The sequence below is a fragment of the Pandoraea pneumonica genome, assembly GCF_049918595.1.
In the GTDB taxonomy this organism is placed as follows: Bacteria; Pseudomonadota; Gammaproteobacteria; order Burkholderiales; family Burkholderiaceae; genus Pandoraea; species Pandoraea pneumonica_A.
The window spans coordinates 236,999-257,371 of the sequence record NZ_JBNCRZ010000003.1; the positions used below are offsets into that span (position 1 = coordinate 236,999).

Below are 20,373 nucleotides of genomic sequence, written 5' to 3' on the forward strand. Positions count from 1 at the left end.
TTTTCATTTTGCCGAGCGTGCCAGTACTCCGATTGCCAGATCGGCGATAGCGTCGCGCCGATCGTTCGCCGAATCCACGGCCGCCAGCTGCTTGTCGAACGCAAAGTAATAGGCCATCAACGGTGCGTATTTGGGCCGCGCTTCGACCCCCATATCGATGCCATCCTCATGTGCCTTCATCAGATCGACCATCGTGCGAATACCCGGCACCCAGTCGTACAGCACATTGGTGACCAGGTGCGGACCGCATAGCTCGCTCAGCGCACGCGTAAGCCACACCTCCGGCGCCTGCGTCGGCGCCTCCAGCCACTCCCGATAACGCGGATGCGCATCGACGTCGGTCATGTGCTTCCACTTTCGCCACATGGTGTCGTTGATCTCCGCCATCACCGGATTGCCTGGCAGCGACGCCATGATGCCGACATGCAAGGGGCTGTACTGATGCTCCAGTGGCGGCACGATAAACCCACTCACCGCGACGTCGGCCAACGCAAGTGCGTCGGGCAGCGTGGGGGGACCGAATCTGAGTTTGTCGCGCGGATCAAAAAGAATGCCACCCAGCGAATGCAGTAGGCGATATCGGATCGCGTCATGCGGAGCGCTCCAGTACTTCGCCGCAGACAGATCGCGAAACATGGCGAACGACGGCGAGGCTGCGTAGGTGCGGAAAAATGGCTCGTCGGCAAGTACCTTAGCCGTGACGTTCGGCAGGTGGTCGAGTTGCTCATGTAGCGACGGGGCTTGCTTCCGCGTTTTCAGCACGTGAATCTGTACGGCGTAGGCGGGAGTTGCCTTCTCGAACCGACGCCCCCACCACGCAAGATTGCCAAAAATTCCCGTCGATAGCTTGCCGCCAAGCCACACGGCATGGGCCACGCGCGGCAACGACGTGCGTACGTTTGCGGGGGGCACAGGCGGGGCGTATGCCGCGAAACGATACCCCAGGTCTTTCAGTCGGCATTGCTGCTGGGCAGCGCTTAATACCGGGTCGGTGGCCGGTGTCGGGGGAGCGCGCTTGAACCAAACCTCTTTGTTCTCGTTGCTCCGGAAATACTGCCGGGTGCCATTTCGCAGCATGCCGTACCAGACGTTGTAAGTCAGGTCGAGGCGCACCGGCACTTCGTCGCCTTCGAAATCAATCGTGAAAACGAAGGCATCCGGCTCCGCCACCGCCTTGGTCGCCTCGCGTTCATCCGCGAGACGTTGCTCCATGGCCATGCGCGTGAGTGTCTCTGGGGATTGCGGGGTATCCGGCACATCGCTTGTCCATCCATCATTTGAGGTCGATGCGACGTTGACCATGTCGTCGAAATCTTCGGCCAACGAGCTAGCCACCGATGATGGCGTGAGAGGCATAGCCGACTGAGTCGCGGAGGAAGTGGCTGACGAGCGGACGTTCGAGGTAGAGGGCAGCATGACGGTGAATGCGCAAGCGTAATCGGGACGACAAGCCTAGTCCGTTGTCGCTCGCCGGCTTTTGCAGGCCGCCCACCGCCCTCAGCATTGCGCCCCGACGATGCGCGGTGCTACGCTGACTGCTTGTTACCTATTACGTCACGCGCTTTGCGTGACTTCAGGTCACGCCTACCCGCTTCGTCACCATGAAAAATATCCTCAGCATCCAGTCGCATGTCGTCTTCGGCCATGCAGGCAACAGCGCCGCCGAATTTCCGATGCGACGCCTCGGCGTGAATGTCTGGCCGATCAACACGGTGCAGTTTTCGAATCACACGCAGTACGGCAAGTGGACAGGGCAAGCGCTGCCGAGCGAGGAAATTCTGCGGCTGGTCGATGGAATTGCCGATATCGGCGAGTTGGCCAATTGCGATGCCGTGCTCTCGGGCTATCTCGGCGCGCCTGAGCAGGCAGGCTTCGTGCTGGAGGCGGTACGCCGTGTCAAACAAGCCAATCCGGCGGCGATCTATTTGTGCGACCCCGTCATGGGGCATCCGGAGAAAGGATGTCAGGTGAAGCCGGGCATCGAACAGTTTCTGGTCGAGCACATGCCGGAAGTCGCCGACATCATGGCGCCGAATCATCTCGAATTGGAGAAGCTCTCACAGCATCCAATCGATACCCTCGACGACGCCGTGGCCGCGTGCCGCGCGCTACTCGCACGCGGGCCGAAGATGGTGCTGGTCAAGCACCTGGAATACGTTGGCAAGCCTGCGGACCGGTTCGACATGCTGGTCGTCACGGCCGATGAAGCATGGCTCGGCTCGCGGCCGCTCTACCCGTTCTCTCGCTATCCCGTGGGCGTGGGTGATCTGACCTCGGGCATCTTCCTCGCACGTTTGCTCAAGGGCGATACGGTGCGTGCGGCGTTCGAACACACGCTCGCCGCAGTCGATGCGGTGCTCTCGGTCACGCATCTCGCTGGCCGCTACGAGCTGGAAATCGTGCGGGCGCAAGACGAGATCGTGAACCCGCCACGTCACTACGAAGCGCGAGCGGTGTAAGTTTCCGCGACGCGTGGTAGGCGTCGCGGCTCCGTGCATACGGCGTACTGACGTTGCGCTTGTCAGGCCGGCTCGACGCCCATCAATATGCGCGCAAATGCTCCGCGTGGTGCGTCAGGTGGTCCGCCATGAAAGTCTGGATGAAGTAGTAGCCGTGGTCGTATCCGTTGTGGCGGCGCAGGTTCAGCGGCTGCCCTGCCTCGCGGCAGGCGCGCTCGAAGATATCCGGATGCAGTTGCGCTTCGAGGAATTGGTCGTTCAACCCTTGATCGATCAGAATGCCGCCCGGGAACACCGCTTTGCCTGCCTTCGCCACCAATTCGCTGGCGTCGTACTGACGCCATGCTTCACGGTCGCTGCCCAGATACCCCGTGAACGCCTTCTCGCCCCACGGGCAATGCATCGGGGCGGCAATGGGCGCAAACGCCGACACCGAGTGGAATTTGTCGGGGTTACGCAACGCGATCGTCAACGCGCCGTGACCGCCCATCGAATGCCCGAAGATGCCCACGCGGCTGGCATCGATCGGTAGCGTCTGGGTCACCACGTCATACAACTCGTCGACGATATAGCTGTACATGCGGTAGTGCGTCGACCACGGCGCCTGCGTCGCATCGAGATAAAAACCGGCCCCGACACCGAAGTCCCACGCATCCGTCTCACTCGGCACGCCCGCGCCACGCGGACTCGTGTCAGGCGTAATCAGCGCCACGCCATGTTCGGCGGCAAGCCACTGCGCGCCGCCCTTGATCATGAACGTCTCTTCCGTACACGTGAGCCCCGCGAGATAAAACAGCGCCGGCACGGCACGGCCGTCGCGGGCTTGCGGCGGCAGAAATACCGAGAAGCGCATCGGCAGCCCGATGGCAGTGGAGGCATGGCGGTAAAAGCGCTGGGCGCCGCCGAAGCAACGGTGTTCGGCAATGAGTTCGAGCATGACGAGTTCCGGGAGTCGATGAAGCGTCGCCGCTTGGCGAGTGACGAGTATCTTACCGCGCGGCAGTGACACATGACGATGCACGTCGACACGCGACATGACCAAGGCACGCAAGACACGTGGCCCGCGCACCTATGCCGCGCTTGTATCGCGCGTGCGTCTCGCGTGCCGCCGCTTGATACGGCTTGTTGCGGCCTTTTGCCTTGTGACAGGCGATCGCGCGTCGCTACGGTGAGCCTCCCTTTCTCGTCACCAGGAGCGCCTCATGCCGATGTCATCGTTCGATCTCGACGAAGTCACCAATCTCGTGCAGCGTCATGGCGTTGCTGCCCGGCTGTCCGAGCAGGAAAAGCGCCTGCTCGTGCTCCTCGCCGCCCATGCAGGGACTGCGCTCGACAAACGTGTGCTGATGGAGGCGCTATGGGGACGCCGGGCGCAATGGATGGAAGACGCCGCCATCGTGCAACTGGTGTCGCGCTTGCGCCGCTCGCTCGCCCCGCTCGGCTTGCAACGCGCCATCGTCACCGTGGCGCGTATCGGGTATCGATTCGATCCGCCTGCACACGAAGCGTCAACTGCCCCCGCCGTAGATAGCCGGTTGTCGCGCGGAGATGCGGCGGCGGGTGTTCACTTAGCGGACGCCAGCGCGCCGTCGCCGCACGACGCTATGCCACTGCACAGCGTGGCGCGTGAAGGTCATGGGGAAGTGTGCCGCAACGGCATCGTCGTTCGCATTCCGCAGATCGAGTACCGGTTACTGCTCGCCCTGCTCTCGCCGCCGCATGTGGCCCATGACAAACGTACGTTGATCGCACGCCTTTGGCCCGAACGCCCCGATCAGGACGACACCAACCTCATGCAGGTGGTCTCGCGTCTGCGCCGCAAGCTCATCCCGCTCGATCTGCATCGCCACATCGTGACCGTGCCGCGCATGGGGTATCGCTTTGCGCCCGTCGACGCGGGGATGGCCCCATCGGTCGAACCATGCGAAGGCCCGGGTGAATCGTCTCGCACGGGGTGCTGCCATCGACACTGGCGACACCTGTGCGCTCGCGTCAAACACGCGCTGACATGGCTGACACGGCGTTTGCGCTGGTCTCGATATTGAGCGTGCCCGAGTCTGAATACGCCGAAGCCGACGCGGCGAGCGCCGCCCGGCGACGGCCATTTCCGTTCACTCTCAGGAGCCTCAGCATGACCGATACGAATCGCAAGACCGCAGCCGCGTTGACTAGCACCACGCCTGCCACCACGCCCGCGAACGCGCTCGCCGACACCGCCGCTTCCGTACTCGTCTATCCGAGCGACCCGTTCAACGGCGCCTCGGAAACCACGTACGCACAAAACGGCTTCGACCCGGGCACCAGCACAACCCAACTGTCGTACACGTCGGCGCGTGTCACACGGCCCGCCTACAACCGCTATGCCAAGAACGCGTTTCAAGTGTCTGGCTACTACACCGACTGGTCGCAATACGACGGACGGCTCGATGGCGACTTCAGCAACGACGCGGCCGGGCGTGGTGTCGATCTCATGCTGCTCGATCCCTTCGCCTACGACCGGTTGATCATCGGCTTTGCTGGCATCGTCGGCGATCAGGGGGAGAAGGCGCAGACGATTGCGCGCGCGGCCACCGACTTTCAACGCAACACCGATCAGGCCACGTTCGTCGACAGTTGGGGCGACGTGCTCTCGTATCGCAACTGCGGCTTTACCGGCTGGGTGAGCAATGACGTCATGCCGATGTTTCAGCAGTCGCGCGCCCAAGGTGTGTTGGGTGGCCTGCGGCTGCTGCACGCGAAAAATCCGGCGCTCAAACTCGCCATCGCCATCGGCGGCTGGACGATGAGTCAAGCGTTTCACGGTGTGGCGGGTAGCGCAGCACGTCGCAAGACGTTTTGCGCAAGCGTGGTCGACTTGCTCAAGCGCTTTCCGATGTTCGGCGAGATCAATCTCGATTGGGAATACCCGGGTGCGCCCGCCGACGACGGCAACACTTATGACGACACCGACGGCCCCAACTACGCCGCGCTCGTCAGCGACCTCAAGAAAGCGCTGTTGGCCGCGGGCCGTAAAGACGTGGAGATCTCGATCGCGGCCTCGGCGAACGTCGCCGACATGGCGAAAGCCAATCTGCCGGGGCTCGTCGCGGCCGGCGTCACGCGCATCAATTTGATGACTTACGACTTTTTCGGCACGCCGTGGGCCCCGGCGCTCGCCCATCACACCAATCTGCACGACACCGACCCGAGCGCGCCCGGTACGTTCTCCATCGACCGGGCGGTGAACTGGCTGCGCCAGGCAGGCGTGCCGCTGTCGATGGTGCACATCGGCTACGCCGGTTACAGCCGCAATGCCTGTCAGGCCCAGATCGCCAGCGTGGCGCCGCTCTCGGGCACCTACACGCCGGGCAGCGACATCACCACCGGTACGTTCGAGTCGGGCACGACGGAATACTTCGACATGCTGTTCAACTATCTCGATCTCGAAGGTGGAGCCGCCCGAAACGGCTTCGCGTTGTACACGGATACGGTGGCCGATGCCGACTTCCTCTATCACCCGGCCAGTCACCTGTTTCTCTCGCTCGATACGCCGCGCACCGTCAAGGCCAAAGGCGATTACGTGAAGCGCAACGGGCTGGGCGGCCTGTTCACGTGGACCATCGATCAGGACAACGGGGTGCTGGCCAACGCCGCGCACGAGGGGCTGGGGCAGAAGGCGATGGTCGCGAACGTGGATATGCAGCCGTTCTATGTCAGCGGCAAGACCACGCTCGACGATGCGTCCGAAGGGAGCTGACCATGGGATTTCTCATCGCAAGGCTGTTGGAACCGTCGACTTGGGCCGGGCTCACGGGGTTGGCGGTCTCGCTCGGCACGTCGCCGGACATGATGCATGAGATCGCTCAGGCGGGGGCGGCACTGGCGTCGCTGGCCGCCATGGCGCTGCCGGAGAGCGCGAAACGCCGCGCTTCATAAGAAGGCAAACCCCGGTGGCACCCGGCACTTTGGGTGTCGCCGGGGTGTGACAACAAAAAACTTGTCACGATTTCTAAACTTTTGGCGGCGCGCGTCGCTATACGCTACAGGGCCCCGGCATTGCGACACGTCGTGGCAATAACGCCGACGTGCAGGGATATCGCAAGAAACGTTTTCTGATCCGCCGGGAATGTTGTCATAATCGGCCGCTAAGATGCGCCTCGCATCGCGAAAACGCAGGACGTGCACCGAGCCCCGGCCAGAAACGCAGTCGATACCGTCAGTGGCAACAGAAGCAGTCTCGCTGTCAGCAGTGCCAGAACCAGAGGTCGCAAGAAGATCGCAGGCAGGATGCCCGTCACGGCCGCCCGCCACAGACGATCCGAGCGATCGATAACACCGACCAGATGCAATACAGGTTTCACCCGGGGGCCTTATGAAACTGATCCTGCTGGCGCTTGCCGCCTCGCTATTTACGCTCGTGATGATGGTGCAGGCACGCAGCGAGGCGAGCGATACACCGATCTCCGCCGTGCGCGCACAACCGGCCGGTATCAACGTCAACGACCACACCCCCACCCGCAAAGACATGGCGCTCTGGAACGCACGCCGCAAGATGCACGCGGTGCGCCAGGAAGACTGAGCGCGCGATTGGCGCCGTTTCGCGGCGCCTAGCACCACCGACCACTGCGCGTCACGCGCGCGCGGTCTCGCCGAAGCAACATGCTGCGGCGCACCAAACTTGGGCATCCTTGTCAGCCGTCCTATAGTGGAATGGCCTTCAGGCGAGGAGACAAGAACGATGCCCACATTCCACTTCAATCTTTACGACCTGACGCTGTTCCTGCCCATGGCGGTCGCCGGTGCCCTGCTCGTCGGCGGCATCCCCGTCACGACGCGGGCCACACGGTATGGCCTGCGCGCGGTCGGTGCCGTCGTCGGGGCGCTCGTCGGAATGCTTGTCGTACAGGCGCTGCCAGTACTCGTGTAGCCCGCGGCAGTTGAGCGCATAGTTCGGCAAGTCCGGTAGCGGTCGTCGCTACCGGGGGTGGTTTCGTCGCTAACGATTTTCGATAGCTCATCGGAAAGCGTGACCGTCGCGGTCATGGCTTTGTCATTCCCGGCGACTACGCTGTGTTTGGCAACTCCGGTTGCGCTGTCACCCCTCTCTGTTGCGCCGCCGACCCGCTCGGCGGCTTTTTTTTGCCATCGAAAACCCACACGCATCGCCTACAATCACCGGAAGCGTCACATACAGTGCGCGCTTTGAAAGAGGAGGCTTTCGCATGTCCGACGCGTTCTCCCACGCCTTTGCCGTCGTCGTCAATCAGTACCGCTCACCGCGTCAGTACACCGTTTCGGTCGAGCGCGCGAGCGAGATGATCGCCAAGAATATCGGCCTGTTTTCCGACGGGTTCGCGGGCGAAGCCCACCTGATCGTCGGCCTGTTCGAGCGCGAAGCCGATGCCTGGGCACTCGCCCGCCGCTTGCAACGCACCCGTACGACCATGCAGGCGCTGCTGCAAACGCCCGCTCACGTCACCCCCATCGCCCCGCCCGAATTGGACCCCAGCGAGTAACTGTCGCGCCCCGTCGTCGCCCATCAGCGCGATAAATCGTCACCCAGCGTTCGCCCAACGGCGTAGAATTCGGAATTCCAGATATCACGAGAGCGTCGACTTCCCCGTCGGCACCGGATTCCCTCATGTCGAACGCCCCATCCGCCGCGTCGCTCACCGACGCGCACGGCCCGCTCGCCCCGCTGGCCAGCAGCCCCGTGCTAATCGATCAGGTCTACTCGCGCCTGCGCGATGCGATTGCCGATCTCACGCTGCCGCCCGGTGAACGTATCCGGCAGGCGGAATTGGCGGACTCGCTGGGGGTGTCGCGTCAGCCGGTGAGTCACGCGCTGCAACTGCTCAAGCGCGACGGTCTGGTCTGTGACAGCGGACGACAAGGGTTGGAAGTGGCGCCTATCGACGCCACGCATCTGCGCCAGCTGTATCAGGTGCGAACGGCGCTCGACGGTCTGGCAGCACGATTGGCCGCCACTCGCATGGCCGACGGCACGCTCGGCGCGCACGAATTGCAACGGCTGCGCGACGCCGTCGACACCGGTTTGAGCCTCACGCACGGCGCGCCGGTCGCTCGGCAAGTGCGGGTCGAGGTCGCGTTTCATACGGCGCTGCACGACGCGTCGGGTAACCCGCTGATCGCGCAGACGGTCGCGCCGCAGTGGCCGCACATCATGCGCGCGATGGCGGCAACGCTCGGGGCGATGCCGATGCAGGAAGTCGTCTGGCATGAGCATGGAGAAATCGTCGCGCGCATTGCTGCGGGCGATGCTGCGGGTGCCGAAGCGGCAGCCCGCGAACACACGGAAGCCGACGGCGGCAACGCGCGGCGCGAGTGGTTGATCCGACTCGCGGAGCAACACTGATCATGCAAGCCGTTATCTCCGCAGCGCTGCCCGTTTTCGGGCTGATCTTCGTCGGTTATCTCTGCGCCCGCCGGGCATGGCTCGGGGCGTCGGCGCTCGACGCGCTGAATCGTTTTGTCGTCTATCTCGCGCTGCCTGCCGTACTGTTTCAGTCGATGGCGCAGATCACTTGGGCGGAACTGGTGAACCCGGGCTTTCTGGGCGCGTTTGGCGGTGGCATGGCCGCGACGTTTGCCCTGTCGTTCGTACTTGATCGGACGGTGCGCGGACGCCTGACCGACGCGAGTATCGAAGGCATGGGCGCGGCGTATCCCAACGCCGGATTCATGGGGTTGCCGTTGTGCCTGGTCGCGTTCGGTCCGGCGAGCGTGCCTGCCGTCGTGGTGGCCATGTTGTTGACGGCCACCGTGCTGTTCGCCATTTCGATTGCCATCATCGAAACCGACTTGCAGACCACGCCGTCCTGGCGTCGGACAGCGGGCTTCGTTGCCCGCGCGTTGATCCGCAATCCGCTGGTGGTGTCGCCCTTTGTCGGTATGGCGTTTGCTGCCGCAGGCATCGCGCTACCCGCCCCCGTCCTGCATTTCACGACGTTGCTCGGCGGCGCCGCAAGCCCATGCGCGCTGGTCGCCATCGGCATGTTTCTCGCGCAGAACTCAGGCGGCGCCCGTGAGCCGCGCGTGGCGCGTGCCGTGGGGCGTCTGGTCGGACTCAAGCTGGTGTTTCAACCGGCGATCACGGCGTTTCTGGCATTTCGCGTCTTCGACCTGCCAGCGATCTGGGCGCACAGTGCGTTGTTGCTCTCGGCGCTGCCGATTGGCACCGGCCCCTTCATGCTCGCGCAACTCTACGGGCGCGAAGCCGCCGTGGCTTCGCGCGCCATCCTGATCTCGACGGTGCTGTCTGTCGTCACCGTGTCGCTGTTGATCGGCTGGTTCAGCGTGCGCTGACCGACTCCCCTTATTCCACCCGCAACCCGTGACGCAAGCGCCCTGCGCGCTTGTAAGCCTTCACCACCGTGCTGACATCGCACGACAGCACGCCATCGAGCGCGCCGATGCGCTCGGTCGATACGGCCCACAGGTCTTGGATGTCGTGGCACAGCACGTGCCAAAACAGCTGCGTCTGACCACTGGTGCCGAACAAGCAGCGCGTGTGCTTGTCCTGCGCCAATGCCATCGCGATGCTGTCGGCTTGGCCGGGACGCGTCTGCACCGACAAAATTGCCTCGACGCCATACCCGACGAGCGACGGCTCGAGCTCGACGCGGAAGGTCAGCACGTGGCGCTCCACCAAACCGGTAATCAGTCGCTGCACCTTCGGCTCACTCACGCCGCAGGCTTCCGCCAGCACGCCCAAGCTGGCCCGGCCGTCGGAGGCCAGCACCGCAAGCAGTCGCGCCTCGTCGGCACCCAGCACATACCGGCCATCGCCCGGCGACACCGGCTCGGCAGGCACCGAGCCGTCAATGCGCCAACGGCTCGCGCGCCGGAACGAACGCAGCACGATGCGCGACTCCACCTGCCGTAGCCCCGGTACCTGCGGCAGCACCCGCACCACCAGATCCGACAACTGGTCCTGCGTCTGCGTATTGATCTCGGCGAACAAGCCCGACGCCCCGGTCGTCGCCAGTACCACCTGCGTCTGCGGCAAACCCGCCAAATGACTAGCGACCTGCTGCTCTTTGCCGTTTTCCACCTGCAACCAAGCATGCAACACCGGGCCACTGCCAGCCGCCACGGGGTCCAGTTCGCCGATCACCTTGGCATACCCCCCTTCCATCAACCGCTGCAACCGGCGTGACAGCGTGCGCTCCGGTACGTCGCACGCGGAACTCAGATCGCGCCACGTCCCGCGAGGGTTGACCTGCAATGCCGCCAGACAAGCCAGATCGACGGCATCGATCTCGACATTCCCTTCCTCTGCTAAAGACTCCACACAATTGTCCATATTCGATGTAGCATTCAACTCAAATGTCGATATTCAACGTATTTTGGCATTAACAAGACAAAATTCAACAACCAATCAGAGACAAGGGCTCCTTCCATGACCCAAGCAACCTCGATGGCTCCCCCGGCGCGGGCTGAGGCATCCAATGCACGCAAAATCGCCGCTGGCAGCATCGGCAACGCCGTGGAATGGTTCGACTGGACCATCTACGCGTCTTTCGCGGTGTTCTTTTCCGGGCAATTTTTCCCGAAGACCGACGAGACGGCCTCGCTGCTGGCAACCTTCGCCATTTTCGCCGTTGGCTTCTTCATGCGCCCCATCGGCGGCTGGGCGCTAGGCATTTTCTCGGACCGCTACGGTCGCAAGGCTGCGCTTGCCGCCACCATTCTAATGATGGCTGGCGGTTCGCTGATCATTGGCGTCACGCCCACCTACGAATCTATCGGTCTGGCCGCACCTGTCCTGTTGGTGATCGCGCGACTGATCCAAGGCCTGTCGCTGGGCGGCGAGTACGCCTCGGCGTCGACCTTCCTGGCCGAGATGGCGCCCAACCATCGCCGCGGCTTCTTCTCCAGTTTCGCGTTCTTCAGCTCGGCCGCCGGCATTCTCATCGCCTCGGCCATCGGCTGGGCACTCACCACCTATCTCTCAACCGAGCAGATGAAGGAGTTCGGCTGGCGCATCCCCTTCCTGCTGGGCGCGCTGGGTGGCGTGGCTGGTATGTGGCTGCGCACCTCGATTCCTGAGACCGAAGCCTCGGCAGAGCAGCTCAAGCAACAGCCCGTCAAGCAGCCGCTGCGCACGCTGCTGCGCGAGTACCCGCGCGAGACGCTGCGCATCGTCGGCTTCTCCGTGCTGACCACGTTCGCGTTCTATCTGTTTGTCGCCTATGTGCCGACCTATGCGATCCGCGCGTTGCACGCCGACTCCAAGATCGCCTTCGGTGCCAACACCATCGCGATGATCGTGTTCATGCTGCTGCATCCGCTGCTCGGCATGCTCTCCGACCGCATCGGCCGCAAACCGCAGCTCATCGTGTTTGCTGCGGGTTACCTGCTGTTCTTCTACCCCGTCATCACCAGCATGCAGCCGACGTTCGCGTCGATCCTGGCGGTGGAGTTGTTCGGCCTGGTGTTGTACGCACTTTATACGTCGATTGCGCCCGCCATCATGTCTGAGCAGTTCCCGACCCGCGTGCGCGCCGTCGGTATCGGCGCACCGTACAACTTCATGGTGGCCCTGCTCGGCGGTACGACGCCGTACCTGCTGACCTGGCTGCAAAGCATCGGCCAAGAGCGCTGGTTCTTCTACTACGTGCTGGCAGGCGCCGTCATCACGCTGCTCACCTTCATCCGTATGCCGGAAACCAATGGCCGCCCGTTGAAGTAACGTAACGCCAGCTTTTCGCCCGCCGCCCGCGTTGCCTGGGCGGCGGGCTCCGATTTCATGCCAATTGCTATGCGCGAATTCTCCGCTCCCCTTCATTTCCAAAGCGCGCTGTCGATCGCCAGTCAAATCGCCAGCGGACAGATCAGTTCGCGTCAAGTTACCCAGCACTTCCTCGATCGCATCGCCCGCGCTCACGCACTCAACGCCTTCACGGAAGTTTTCATCGAGCAAGCGCTGACGCAAGCCGACGCTGCCGATGCCGCGCTGCGCCCCGGTGGCGCAGGTCCGGCCAGCGCACTGCATGGCGTGCCGGTAGCGATCAAAGACAGTATCGAAGTGGCTAGCAGCACTGCCTCCGCCGGCTCACTCAGCCGATTGGCCATCACAAGCGACAGCACCGCCACCGCCGTGCAGCGCATGCGCGCCGCCGGTATGGTCGTTCTGGGCAAGACGCATATGACCGAGTTCGCCTTCGGTCTGGCCGGACAAAATCCCACGCGCGGCACCCCATGGAACCCGTGGGACGCCACACAGCATCGCGCGCCGGGCGGCTCATCGTCGGGTTGCGGCACCGCCGTCGCGGCCGGACTCGCACCGATTGCCATCGGCGGCGACACGGGCGGCTCGGTGCGCGCCCCCGCCGCGCTGAATCATCTGGTTGGCTTCAAGCCCTCCAGCGGCGTCATCAGCGGCGCGGGCGTCGTGCCGCTCGCACCGACGCTGGACGTGCTCGGACCGATCACGCGCAGCGTCGCCGATGCGCATGCGCTCACCGCCCTCCTGGCCGGTGCCGATGCCGCCGATACGTTGACACAGCAGATTCCCCCCACCATCAGCGCGGGCCTGCGCGACGCACTGCCTATCGTCACGCCGCACACGCAGCCGTTGCTGCATGTCCTTGATCCGCACGCCTTCCCCGCTACGCTATCGGCGGGTGCACAGCGCGTCTGGGACGATGCGCTCGCGCGCGTGGCCGCCGCCGGGTGGACACTGCGGCGCTGGACGCCATCTGCGGAACTGGATATCGGCGAGCTCTCCGAAGCGAACTCGGTGATCCTCGGCTACGAAGGTTTTCAGTTGCACGGCCATCTGGCAGCAGACGCCACGCAGCCGCTATGGGACGTGGTACGCCAACGTATCCTGGCTGGCGGCAAAATCTCTCGCGCCGAGTACGAACAGGCCGTTGCCCGACGTGCGGGAGTGGCCGCTGCGTTCACCGAGGCTATCGGTCTCGAAGGTGCGTTGCTGTTACCCGCGACCGGCCACGGTGCCCTGCCACTGGATCCGGCCGACAGTGCCCACGTCAGCATCGGCCGCTTCTGCCGCGCGGGTAACTTTCTGGGTACGCCCGCTATCGCGCTGCCCGCTGGCTTCGACGACAGCGGCATGCCCGTCGGCGTGCAACTGATGGCACCGCCGCTGGCGGATCGTCAGTTGTTGGCCATCGCCGCCGCGCTCGCGCCAGCACTACAGGCCCCAGGGCCGGTCACGCCGGATCTGAGGCACTGGGGTTTGTAACGAGCAAAGGGAAGATTTAACGAAGACTCGCGGGCGCCGCCACCATCACGCGATCACGGCCGGCACGTTTCGCGGCATAGAGCGCAGCGTCGGCCGCGCCCAGCAAACGCATCGGCAGCGCCTCCGGGTCGGCGCTATCGCGCGGGTCGATGCTGGCGAGTCCGATGGAAATCGTGAGCGGCACCAGCACCCCATCGTCGTCGGGCACCTCTAGGCGCGACACCGCGCGCCGCACGCGCTCCGCCACCGTCCCCGCCCAATTCTGCTCGGTCTGCACAAGCAACGCGGCGAACTCTTCTCCGCCATAGCGCGCGAGCGTGTCGGTCACGCGTAATTGCGCCCGCATGCATGCGCTCGCCGCGCGCAACGCGCGGTCGCCGGTGGCATGGCCATGACTGTCGTTCACACGCTTGAAGTGGTCGATGTCGATCAACAGACACGCGAGCGGTGCCCCGTAACGTACGCCGCGCACCACCTCTTCACGCAAGCGCTGATCGAAGTAGCGGCGATTCGACAAACCGGTCAACGGATCGGTCAGACCGATACGCTTGAGCCGTTCGCGATTCCACATATTCTCGAGACACACCGCGACGACCGCACCAAAGCGCTCAAGAAAATCGGTCGCCATGTCGGGGGCGAAGCGCTTCGCGTCGCGGCTGCCCAAGGCGATGACACCGATGTACCGGCCGTTACGCGAGAGCGGAATGACCACGGCACTGGCCGGTGCACGCGCACCGAAGAGCGCGGCATGACGCTCGCGCGGGGCACCGATCCAGAGGCGTCCGTCGCCGCAGATCGCGGCGAAGGTGCCGGCATCTGCCGCAATGCACAGTCCGGAGTCGAGGGCGCGCAAGCCTTCTGCCGTATCGATGAGATCGCGTAGGGTGTCGTCGATCTCCGCGAGCATCAGACGCACGCCCGAGAGGTCGAAATCGTGACGCAGCCGATTGAGCACCACCTCCAGAAACTGCCCGAAGTCGGGCGCTCCCATCAGCGCCAGCTCGATGTCCTGAAAACGTTTTAGCGAACGCTCATTGCGCTGCACAGTCGCTAGCAGCGCTTGCAGTGCATCGGGCGTTGGTGCCTGGTTGGTTGCCACTTGTGGTCTCGAAAGACGCGCGGCACTTCGCGGCCGCGTAGCGTGATTGCCCGGATTTGATCTCGGCATTGTGCCGGGCATTGAGGCCTTTAACGGCACTCACCTGTGAAATTTGAGGGCTTCAGGTATGAATTTTGCCGCCCGCAAATTAAGTCGTGGCGCGGTTTTCGCACACCCCTAGGGAAAGTACCTACACCGCAAGTCGCCCATGTGGCAGCGCACAATATTTCTGTTCAACACAGCGCACGCCACACTCGCGCCAACCTGGACGGCCGACCGACCATCTCGACAACGCATTTTAGCCGCCCTACAATCGCGCCCGCTCGAAACAATATCCACGGAGACACTGTTGTTCACGTCCTACCTGCGCGCCTCGCGCAAGGCGCTCGCCGCCGCCCTTTCGTTTGCCGCGCTTGCGGTATCTGTCATCGCTCCCCATACCGCACTTGCTGCCGACGCCGCGCCCCGGCATCACAACGGTAAGACCGCCAATTCAGCCAAAGCAGGCAAGCCTTTAAAGACCGCCAAAGCCGGAAAGACCACAAAGGCAACCAAAGCCAGCCATGCCAGTGCAGCAAAGGCGACACCGCATCGCAAAGGCCGCGCCAAAGCGCCCGCCAAGCAAGTGTCGACCAAGCCGCACGGCGCGAAACCCCACGCTTCGATGAAGACGGCCAGTGCACGCAACACCAAAGGACGCGCCTCGCACGGTGCCGTTGGAAAATCGCAGACGCGCGCGAGCGCCAACCGCGGCGGGAAGCGCACGAAAGTCGCGGCTGCGGGGAATGCCACGAAGCGCACCAAAGGGGCAAAGATCGTCAAGACGCACCATCCGTTGCCCGCCAAAACCACGCACCGGCAACGCGCCACATTTGCCAGTCACCGGCATGCGCAAACGCAAAGCTGACGCGCTATAGTGATCGGGCGGTGACGCCATGGGTAGACGCCACCCTCTCATTTTCGTGAGGCTGCACAGGGTGGTGACATGTCCATGACATTGCGGCGCATGCGCATACGCGTTGTGCCGGCGCGACAACTGAATTATTTCGCTTCGTTGTTTTGCCGCGAACGTCATTCTTGTTTTGCGGCACTCGACTCTCGCCGAGCGGGAAGTTTGGCATGAGCGACGCTCGGATTCTGTGCGCCACACCGTCGGACGTCGATGCCATTGCGGCATTGCATGCGCATAGCTGGCGTGCCACTTATGCCGACACGCTGCCCGCCGGTCCGCTACTCGCCCATTTCAAATGCGAGCACGCGTCGCTCTGGCGGACACGCCTTTCCCGTGCCGACGATCCCGCGCTGCGCATCTGGAAAGCCTGCCCCGGTATGGACGACGGCTCGCTCGCGGGCTTTATCTGCGCGCTGTCGGGCGCCGACGGCATTCTGGTCGACAACCTCCACGTCGCCGCGCCGTGGCAAGGTCGGGGCATCGGTCAGGCGTTGTTCATGCGGGTTCGAGACTGGGCGGGGGCGCTAGATCCGAATGCACCGCTCTATCTTTGGGTGCTCGCGCAGAACACGCGAGCACGCCGGTTTTATGAACGGCTGGGCGGCTTGCCCGGACCGGTTCACCCGATCGCCGTCTCCCCCGGTATTGAAGTCCCTGCGTTGCGGTATGTCTGGGCACCGTGGAAAGCATCCGAAAGATGAATAGATAAGCTGGATGCATAAAGCCGGCGCATGCATAGACAGGTTTGCGTGCACTAACCGGTCGTCCGGTTGTGCCTAAAACATGTCGCACTGCAACGAAAAGTGGCCCGAAAGTGGCATGGATCAACAATCTAAAAGTTTCCCTGCTTGACACCCCCACCTTTCCCGTAAAAAAACGGGTGCATGAACGTTGTATGGCGAGTCTTGTGTTCATCTAATGTCGCCCTCTGCGTCACCTCGGTTGTACCTGATCAGCTTTAATGTCATGCGCTCGCTGAGCTTCTCGCTCGCTCATTTGAAAACTTTAAGGATTTAAGAAATGGCAACTGGTACCGTCAAGTGGTTTAACGACGCCAAGGGTTTTGGTTTTATTACGCCGGACGAAGGTGGTGAAGATCTCTTCGCGCACTTCTCGGAAATCCAATCGAAGGGCTTCAAGTCCCTGCAAGAAAACCAAAAGGTCAGCTTCGAAGTGAAGATGGGACCGAAGGGCCGTCAAGCCAGCAACATCCAGCCGCTGTAAGCGACTGACCATGTGCTGAGCGATCGCTAACACGATCGACGCGCCTCGGGCAGCACTTCACCGTCTGCCCGAACTGAAAACCCCGCTCCGGCGGGGTTTTTTCGTTATACAGCTATGCTGTGGGCTTCCCCCTTTGCATTGGAGGTATCGAATGGGCTTACTCGTCGACGGCAAGTGGCACACCGACTGGTACGACACGCGCGCGACCGGCGGACGCTTCGAGCGCCGCCCCACCACCTTCCGGCATTGGGTCACCGCAGACGGCACGCCCGGTCCAAGCGCCGAGGGTCACAACGACAGCGAGCGCATCGGTTTTAAGGCCGAGCGCGGACGCTATGTGCTGTATGTGAGCTACGCGTGCCCGTGGGCGCATCGCACGTTGATCATGCGCGCGTTAAAAGGCTTGGAAAACATGATTCCCGTGGCCGTCGTGAACTGGCTGATGCTCGACGACGGCTGGACCTTTGCCGCGGGCCCTGGCGTGACGGACGACCCCGTGAATCACGCTGAATTTCTGCGCGATGTCTATCTCGCTGCCGACGCGCACTTCTCCGGCCGCGTGACCGTGCCCGTGCTGTGGGACACCGCGACCAACACCATCGTGAACAACGAGTCGTCGGAAATTCTGCGCATATTCAACAGCGCGTTCGACGCCCTTGGCGCGACACCGGGCGACTACTATCCCGCAGCGTTGCGCGACGAGATCGACGCCCTCAATACGCGCATCTACGACACCGTGAACAACGGCGTCTATAAGGCTGGGTTCGCCACCACGCAAGCCGCCTACGAAGAGGCCGTGGCGCCGCTCTTCGCGACGCTCGACATGTTGGAGGAACGGCTCGCCACCCGCCGGTTCCTGACCGGTGAGCGCATGACGGAAGCCGATATCCGGTTGTTCACCACGCTCATCCGCTTCGACGCGGTCTACGTGGGGCACTTCAAGTGCAACCTGCGCCGCATTGCGGACTATCCGAATCTATCGGGCTATACGCGCGACATCTACCAACAACCGGGTGTGGCGGCGACGGTCGACTTCGCGCACATCAAGCGGCATTACTACGAGAGCCATCGGACGATCAATCCAACTGGGATCGTACCGATGGGACCGTTACAGGATTTCAGCGCCCCGCACGACCGCGCGCAAATGATCACGTTGCAGGGGCTATGACGCTCAGACCGCGCGAGGTTTCACGCGGCTGGCAGCCTCCAGCGCATTGGCACGCGCCACGTCGAGATCGTCGTCGTAGGCCAGCGCGACACCCATACGGCGCTTGACGAAGCTCTCGGGTTTGCCGAACAGGCGAATGTCCGTCTGCGGCACTTGCAGCGCGTGATCCACACCGTCGAAGACGATACCGGTGGCGTCGACACCGCCATAAATCACTGCGCTTGCGCCCGGCGTCTTCAGTGTGGTGTTGACCGGCAAGCCGAGAATAGCACGGGCATGCAGTTCGAACTCGTTCTGCCACTGCGTGATCATCGTCACCATGCCCGTGTCATGCGGACGCGGACTCACTTCGCTGAACCACACCTCGTCGCCCTTCACGAACAACTCCACGCCGAAGATGCCCTGCCCGCCCAAATTCTGCGTGACTTCACGGGCGATCAGGCGCGCGCGCTCAAGCGCATTCACCGGCATGGGATGCGGCTGCCAGCTCTCGACGTAATCGCCGCTCACTTGCTTGTGCCCAATCGGTGCGCAGAAGTGCGTTTCGACCTGACCGTCCGCACCACGCGCGCGCACGGTGAGCAACGTGATTTCGTAATCGAAGTCGATGAAGCCTTCGACGATGATGCGGCCATGACTCACACGGCCACCGGCCATGGCGTAATCCCACGCGGCCTTCACGTCATCGGGGCCGTCGATCTTGCTCTGCCCCTTGCCCGAACTGCTCATCACCGGCTTGACCACGCACGGGTAGCCAATGCCACCGTCGATGGCTGCCTGCAACTGTTCGAGCGTGTCGCAGAACTGGTACGGGCTGGTCGGCAGGCCGAGCGTTTCGGCAGCCAAACGGCGAATCCCTTCGCGATCCATCGTCAGGCGTGCCGCGCGTGCCGTGGGCACGACGTGGACGACGCCATCGGCTTCGAGCGCTTCGAGCATCGGCGTGGCGATGGCCTCGATTTCCGGCACGACGAGATCCGGCTTTTCGGCCAGGATGAGCGCCTTGAGTTGTTCCGGATCGGTCATTGCAATGGTGCGGGCGTGATGCGCGACCTGCTGGCCGGGCGCGTTCTCGTAGCGATCGACGGCGATCGTTTCGACGCCAAGGCGCTGCAACGCGATCAACACTTCGCGTCCGAGTTCGCCAGCGCCCAACAACATGACTTTCGTCGCGCTCGGCGACAGCGGGGTTCCGATGGTGGTCATTTTCGACCCTTGGAGAGTGAGGAAAGAGGCGCGCGTTGCTGCACGCAAGTGCACGCAGGCACACATGCACCTGCGCAAAACGCGAAAGACGTATTGTAGCGAGCGCCGCCCTATCGGGGCCACTGCAATACTTCCCCCGTGGACACACGCCTTTGGCCGGGGAACAGGCGCCCGGCATTAGCGGGAACAGGCGCCTAGGCCAGCGCCCCACGCAACACGCGGCGGCAGCACGCGACCATGCGGGCTTCCGTGTCTTGATAGCCAGTGAGCACCCATGCCGTGCCAGCATTCGTCATGGCGCCCACTAGCGCCAGCCCGACAATTCGCGCGTCGGCCGCAGCGTCCTCGGTTGTCGGCGGCGGCGCGTCGGCCATGCCGACAATCAGTCGCGCAAATTCAAAAATGTATCGCTGATAAGTCGAGTCGGTCTCAGGGCTCACGCCCATCACCTCCAGCAACAACACGCGCGCTGCGTGCGGGTGACGCAAGAACGTGAAGAACGCGTGCAAGCCCGCATCGAGGCGCGCATCGAGCGTTGGCTCGGCCGTGGCGACAGCCGCTTGCAGTTGACCAAGCAGCGTCTGCGCATGATGGGCATACGTCGCGCGCAGCAGATGCTCCATGGTGTCGAAGGCGGCATAGAAATACCGGTCGTTGAGCTTCGCCAGACGGCACACCGAGCGCACGGTCGCGCGCCGGAATCCGACCGTACCGAAAACCTCGGTACCTGCGTCGATGAGCGCCGTTCGCCGGGCCGCTTCACGCTGCGCCTGCCCCACGCCGCCATAGCGACGGCCCCGCGACGCGGGTGCCACCGTGTCGTCACCTGTGGCCGACGGCGAGCCGTCAGCGAGCGCATCGGTCGCCTGAGCGTCCGTCGCTATCGATTCGAGTCCTTGTTCCATTTCGCTATTTGACATCACGAGAGCGGAAAACTAAAGTGGTGACACACAACACCAAATTATACGCAACGCGATATGAGTGACATAGGGCATCCACGGGTGACCTAAAGACGACACGAAGCTGGCGAAAATCAGCCCGCATGGCGCTCAG

General features: G+C 63.2%; 21 protein-coding genes. 15 read left to right on the forward strand and 6 right to left on the reverse strand.

Annotated elements, in window-relative coordinates; all coding sequences use genetic code 11:
• Positions 1–3 precede the first annotated feature (3 nt).
• Entirely contained in the window at positions 4–1,356 is a 1,353-nt protein-coding gene (locus ACPWR9_RS13575; protein ID WP_426332241.1) for a hypothetical protein, read from the reverse strand.
• 245 nt (positions 1,357–1,601) lie between these two features.
• Here ACPWR9_RS13575 and pdxY point away from each other — a divergent pair, with 245 nt between their 5' ends.
• Positions 1,602–2,459, forward strand: a complete 858-nt coding sequence (pdxY, locus tag ACPWR9_RS13580) for a pyridoxal kinase PdxY (RefSeq protein WP_426298388.1) — start codon at positions 1,602–1,604, stop codon at positions 2,457–2,459.
• An 82-nt stretch (positions 2,460–2,541) separates the two neighbouring features.
• Here pdxY and fghA read toward each other — a convergent pair whose 3' ends face one another.
• Positions 2,542–3,396, reverse strand: coding sequence for an S-formylglutathione hydrolase (gene fghA / locus ACPWR9_RS13585; protein ID WP_426298390.1), 855 nt, complete (start codon positions 3,394–3,396; stop codon positions 2,542–2,544).
• A 265-nt stretch (positions 3,397–3,661) separates the two neighbouring features.
• Between fghA and ACPWR9_RS13590 the strand changes: the two genes are divergently transcribed.
• The 8 genes from ACPWR9_RS13590 (at position 3,662) to ACPWR9_RS13625 (ending at position 9,764) form a co-directional block, all read left to right on the forward strand.
• Positions 3,662–4,504: a winged helix-turn-helix domain-containing protein gene (locus tag ACPWR9_RS13590; protein WP_426298392.1), complete on the forward strand. Its 843-nt coding sequence runs from the start codon at positions 3,662–3,664 to the stop codon at positions 4,502–4,504.
• Positions 4,505–4,590: 86 nt separating this feature from the next.
• Positions 4,591–6,195 carry a glycoside hydrolase family 18 protein gene (locus ACPWR9_RS13595; protein ID WP_426298394.1) on the forward strand — a complete coding sequence of 535 codons (1,605 nt, stop codon included), beginning with the start codon at positions 4,591–4,593 and terminating at the stop codon, positions 6,193–6,195.
• 2 nt (positions 6,196–6,197) lie between these two features.
• Positions 6,198–6,374, forward strand: coding sequence for a hypothetical protein (locus ACPWR9_RS13600; RefSeq protein WP_426298396.1), 177 nt, complete (start codon positions 6,198–6,200; stop codon positions 6,372–6,374).
• 436 nt (positions 6,375–6,810) lie between these two features.
• Positions 6,811–7,017 (forward strand): hypothetical protein, encoded by a 207-nt coding sequence (locus ACPWR9_RS13605; RefSeq protein WP_426298398.1) that lies wholly within the window; start codon positions 6,811–6,813, stop codon positions 7,015–7,017.
• 159 nt (positions 7,018–7,176) lie between these two features.
• Positions 7,177–7,365: a hypothetical protein gene (locus ACPWR9_RS13610; protein ID WP_426298399.1), complete on the forward strand. Its 189-nt coding sequence runs from the start codon at positions 7,177–7,179 to the stop codon at positions 7,363–7,365.
• 295 nt (positions 7,366–7,660) lie between these two features.
• Complete coding sequence (locus tag ACPWR9_RS13615; protein WP_426298401.1) at positions 7,661–7,954, forward strand: hypothetical protein; 294 nt, start codon at positions 7,661–7,663, stop codon at positions 7,952–7,954.
• 125 nt (positions 7,955–8,079) lie between these two features.
• Positions 8,080–8,814: a GntR family transcriptional regulator gene (locus ACPWR9_RS13620; protein ID WP_426298403.1), complete on the forward strand. Its 735-nt coding sequence runs from the start codon at positions 8,080–8,082 to the stop codon at positions 8,812–8,814.
• A gap of 2 nt (positions 8,815–8,816) precedes the next feature.
• Positions 8,817–9,764 (forward strand): AEC family transporter, encoded by a 948-nt coding sequence (locus tag ACPWR9_RS13625; protein ID WP_426298405.1) that lies wholly within the window; start codon positions 8,817–8,819, stop codon positions 9,762–9,764.
• Positions 9,765–9,774: 10 nt separating this feature from the next.
• On the opposite strand, the gene ACPWR9_RS13630 is transcribed toward ACPWR9_RS13625, so the two are convergent.
• The gene (locus ACPWR9_RS13630; protein ID WP_426298407.1) at positions 9,775–10,752 is read right to left on the reverse strand and encodes an Lrp/AsnC family transcriptional regulator; all 978 of its coding nucleotides are present in this window, start codon (positions 10,750–10,752) and stop codon (positions 9,775–9,777) included.
• Positions 10,753–10,860: 108 nt separating this feature from the next.
• Between ACPWR9_RS13630 and ACPWR9_RS13635 the strand changes: the two genes are divergently transcribed.
• Together ACPWR9_RS13635 and ACPWR9_RS13640 are read left to right on the forward strand one after the other, a co-directional pair.
• On the forward strand, positions 10,861–12,153 hold the full coding sequence (locus ACPWR9_RS13635; protein ID WP_426298409.1) for an MFS transporter: 1,293 nt from the start codon (positions 10,861–10,863) through the stop codon (positions 12,151–12,153).
• A gap of 57 nt (positions 12,154–12,210) precedes the next feature.
• Complete coding sequence (locus ACPWR9_RS13640; protein WP_426298411.1) at positions 12,211–13,671, forward strand: amidase; 1,461 nt, start codon at positions 12,211–12,213, stop codon at positions 13,669–13,671.
• A 16-nt stretch (positions 13,672–13,687) separates the two neighbouring features.
• On the opposite strand, the gene ACPWR9_RS13645 is transcribed toward ACPWR9_RS13640, so the two are convergent.
• A complete protein-coding gene (locus tag ACPWR9_RS13645) occupies positions 13,688–14,770 on the reverse strand; it encodes a DUF484 family protein (protein ID WP_426298413.1) in 1,083 nt (360 codons plus the stop codon).
• Between the two features lie 349 nt (positions 14,771–15,119).
• Between ACPWR9_RS13645 and ACPWR9_RS13650 the strand changes: the two genes are divergently transcribed.
• The 4 genes from ACPWR9_RS13650 (at position 15,120) to ACPWR9_RS13665 (ending at position 18,114) form a co-directional block, all read left to right on the forward strand.
• Complete coding sequence (locus tag ACPWR9_RS13650; protein WP_426298415.1) at positions 15,120–15,677, forward strand: hypothetical protein; 558 nt, start codon at positions 15,120–15,122, stop codon at positions 15,675–15,677.
• Positions 15,678–15,889: 212 nt separating this feature from the next.
• Positions 15,890–16,423, forward strand: coding sequence for a GNAT family N-acetyltransferase (locus ACPWR9_RS13655; protein ID WP_426298417.1), 534 nt, complete (start codon positions 15,890–15,892; stop codon positions 16,421–16,423).
• A gap of 319 nt (positions 16,424–16,742) precedes the next feature.
• Positions 16,743–16,946, forward strand: coding sequence for a cold-shock protein (locus ACPWR9_RS13660; protein WP_010807210.1), 204 nt, complete (start codon positions 16,743–16,745; stop codon positions 16,944–16,946).
• Positions 16,947–17,097: 151 nt separating this feature from the next.
• Positions 17,098–18,114, forward strand: a complete 1,017-nt coding sequence (locus ACPWR9_RS13665) for a glutathione S-transferase family protein (RefSeq protein WP_426298419.1) — start codon at positions 17,098–17,100, stop codon at positions 18,112–18,114.
• 3 nt (positions 18,115–18,117) lie between these two features.
• On the opposite strand, the gene purT is transcribed toward ACPWR9_RS13665, so the two are convergent.
• Together purT and ACPWR9_RS13675 are read right to left on the reverse strand one after the other, a co-directional pair.
• The gene (purT, locus tag ACPWR9_RS13670; protein WP_426298421.1) at positions 18,118–19,320 is read right to left on the reverse strand and encodes a formate-dependent phosphoribosylglycinamide formyltransferase; all 1,203 of its coding nucleotides are present in this window, start codon (positions 19,318–19,320) and stop codon (positions 18,118–18,120) included.
• 194 nt (positions 19,321–19,514) lie between these two features.
• Entirely contained in the window at positions 19,515–20,240 is a 726-nt protein-coding gene (locus tag ACPWR9_RS13675) for a TetR/AcrR family transcriptional regulator (RefSeq protein WP_426298423.1), read from the reverse strand.
• Positions 20,241–20,373 lie beyond the last annotated feature (133 nt).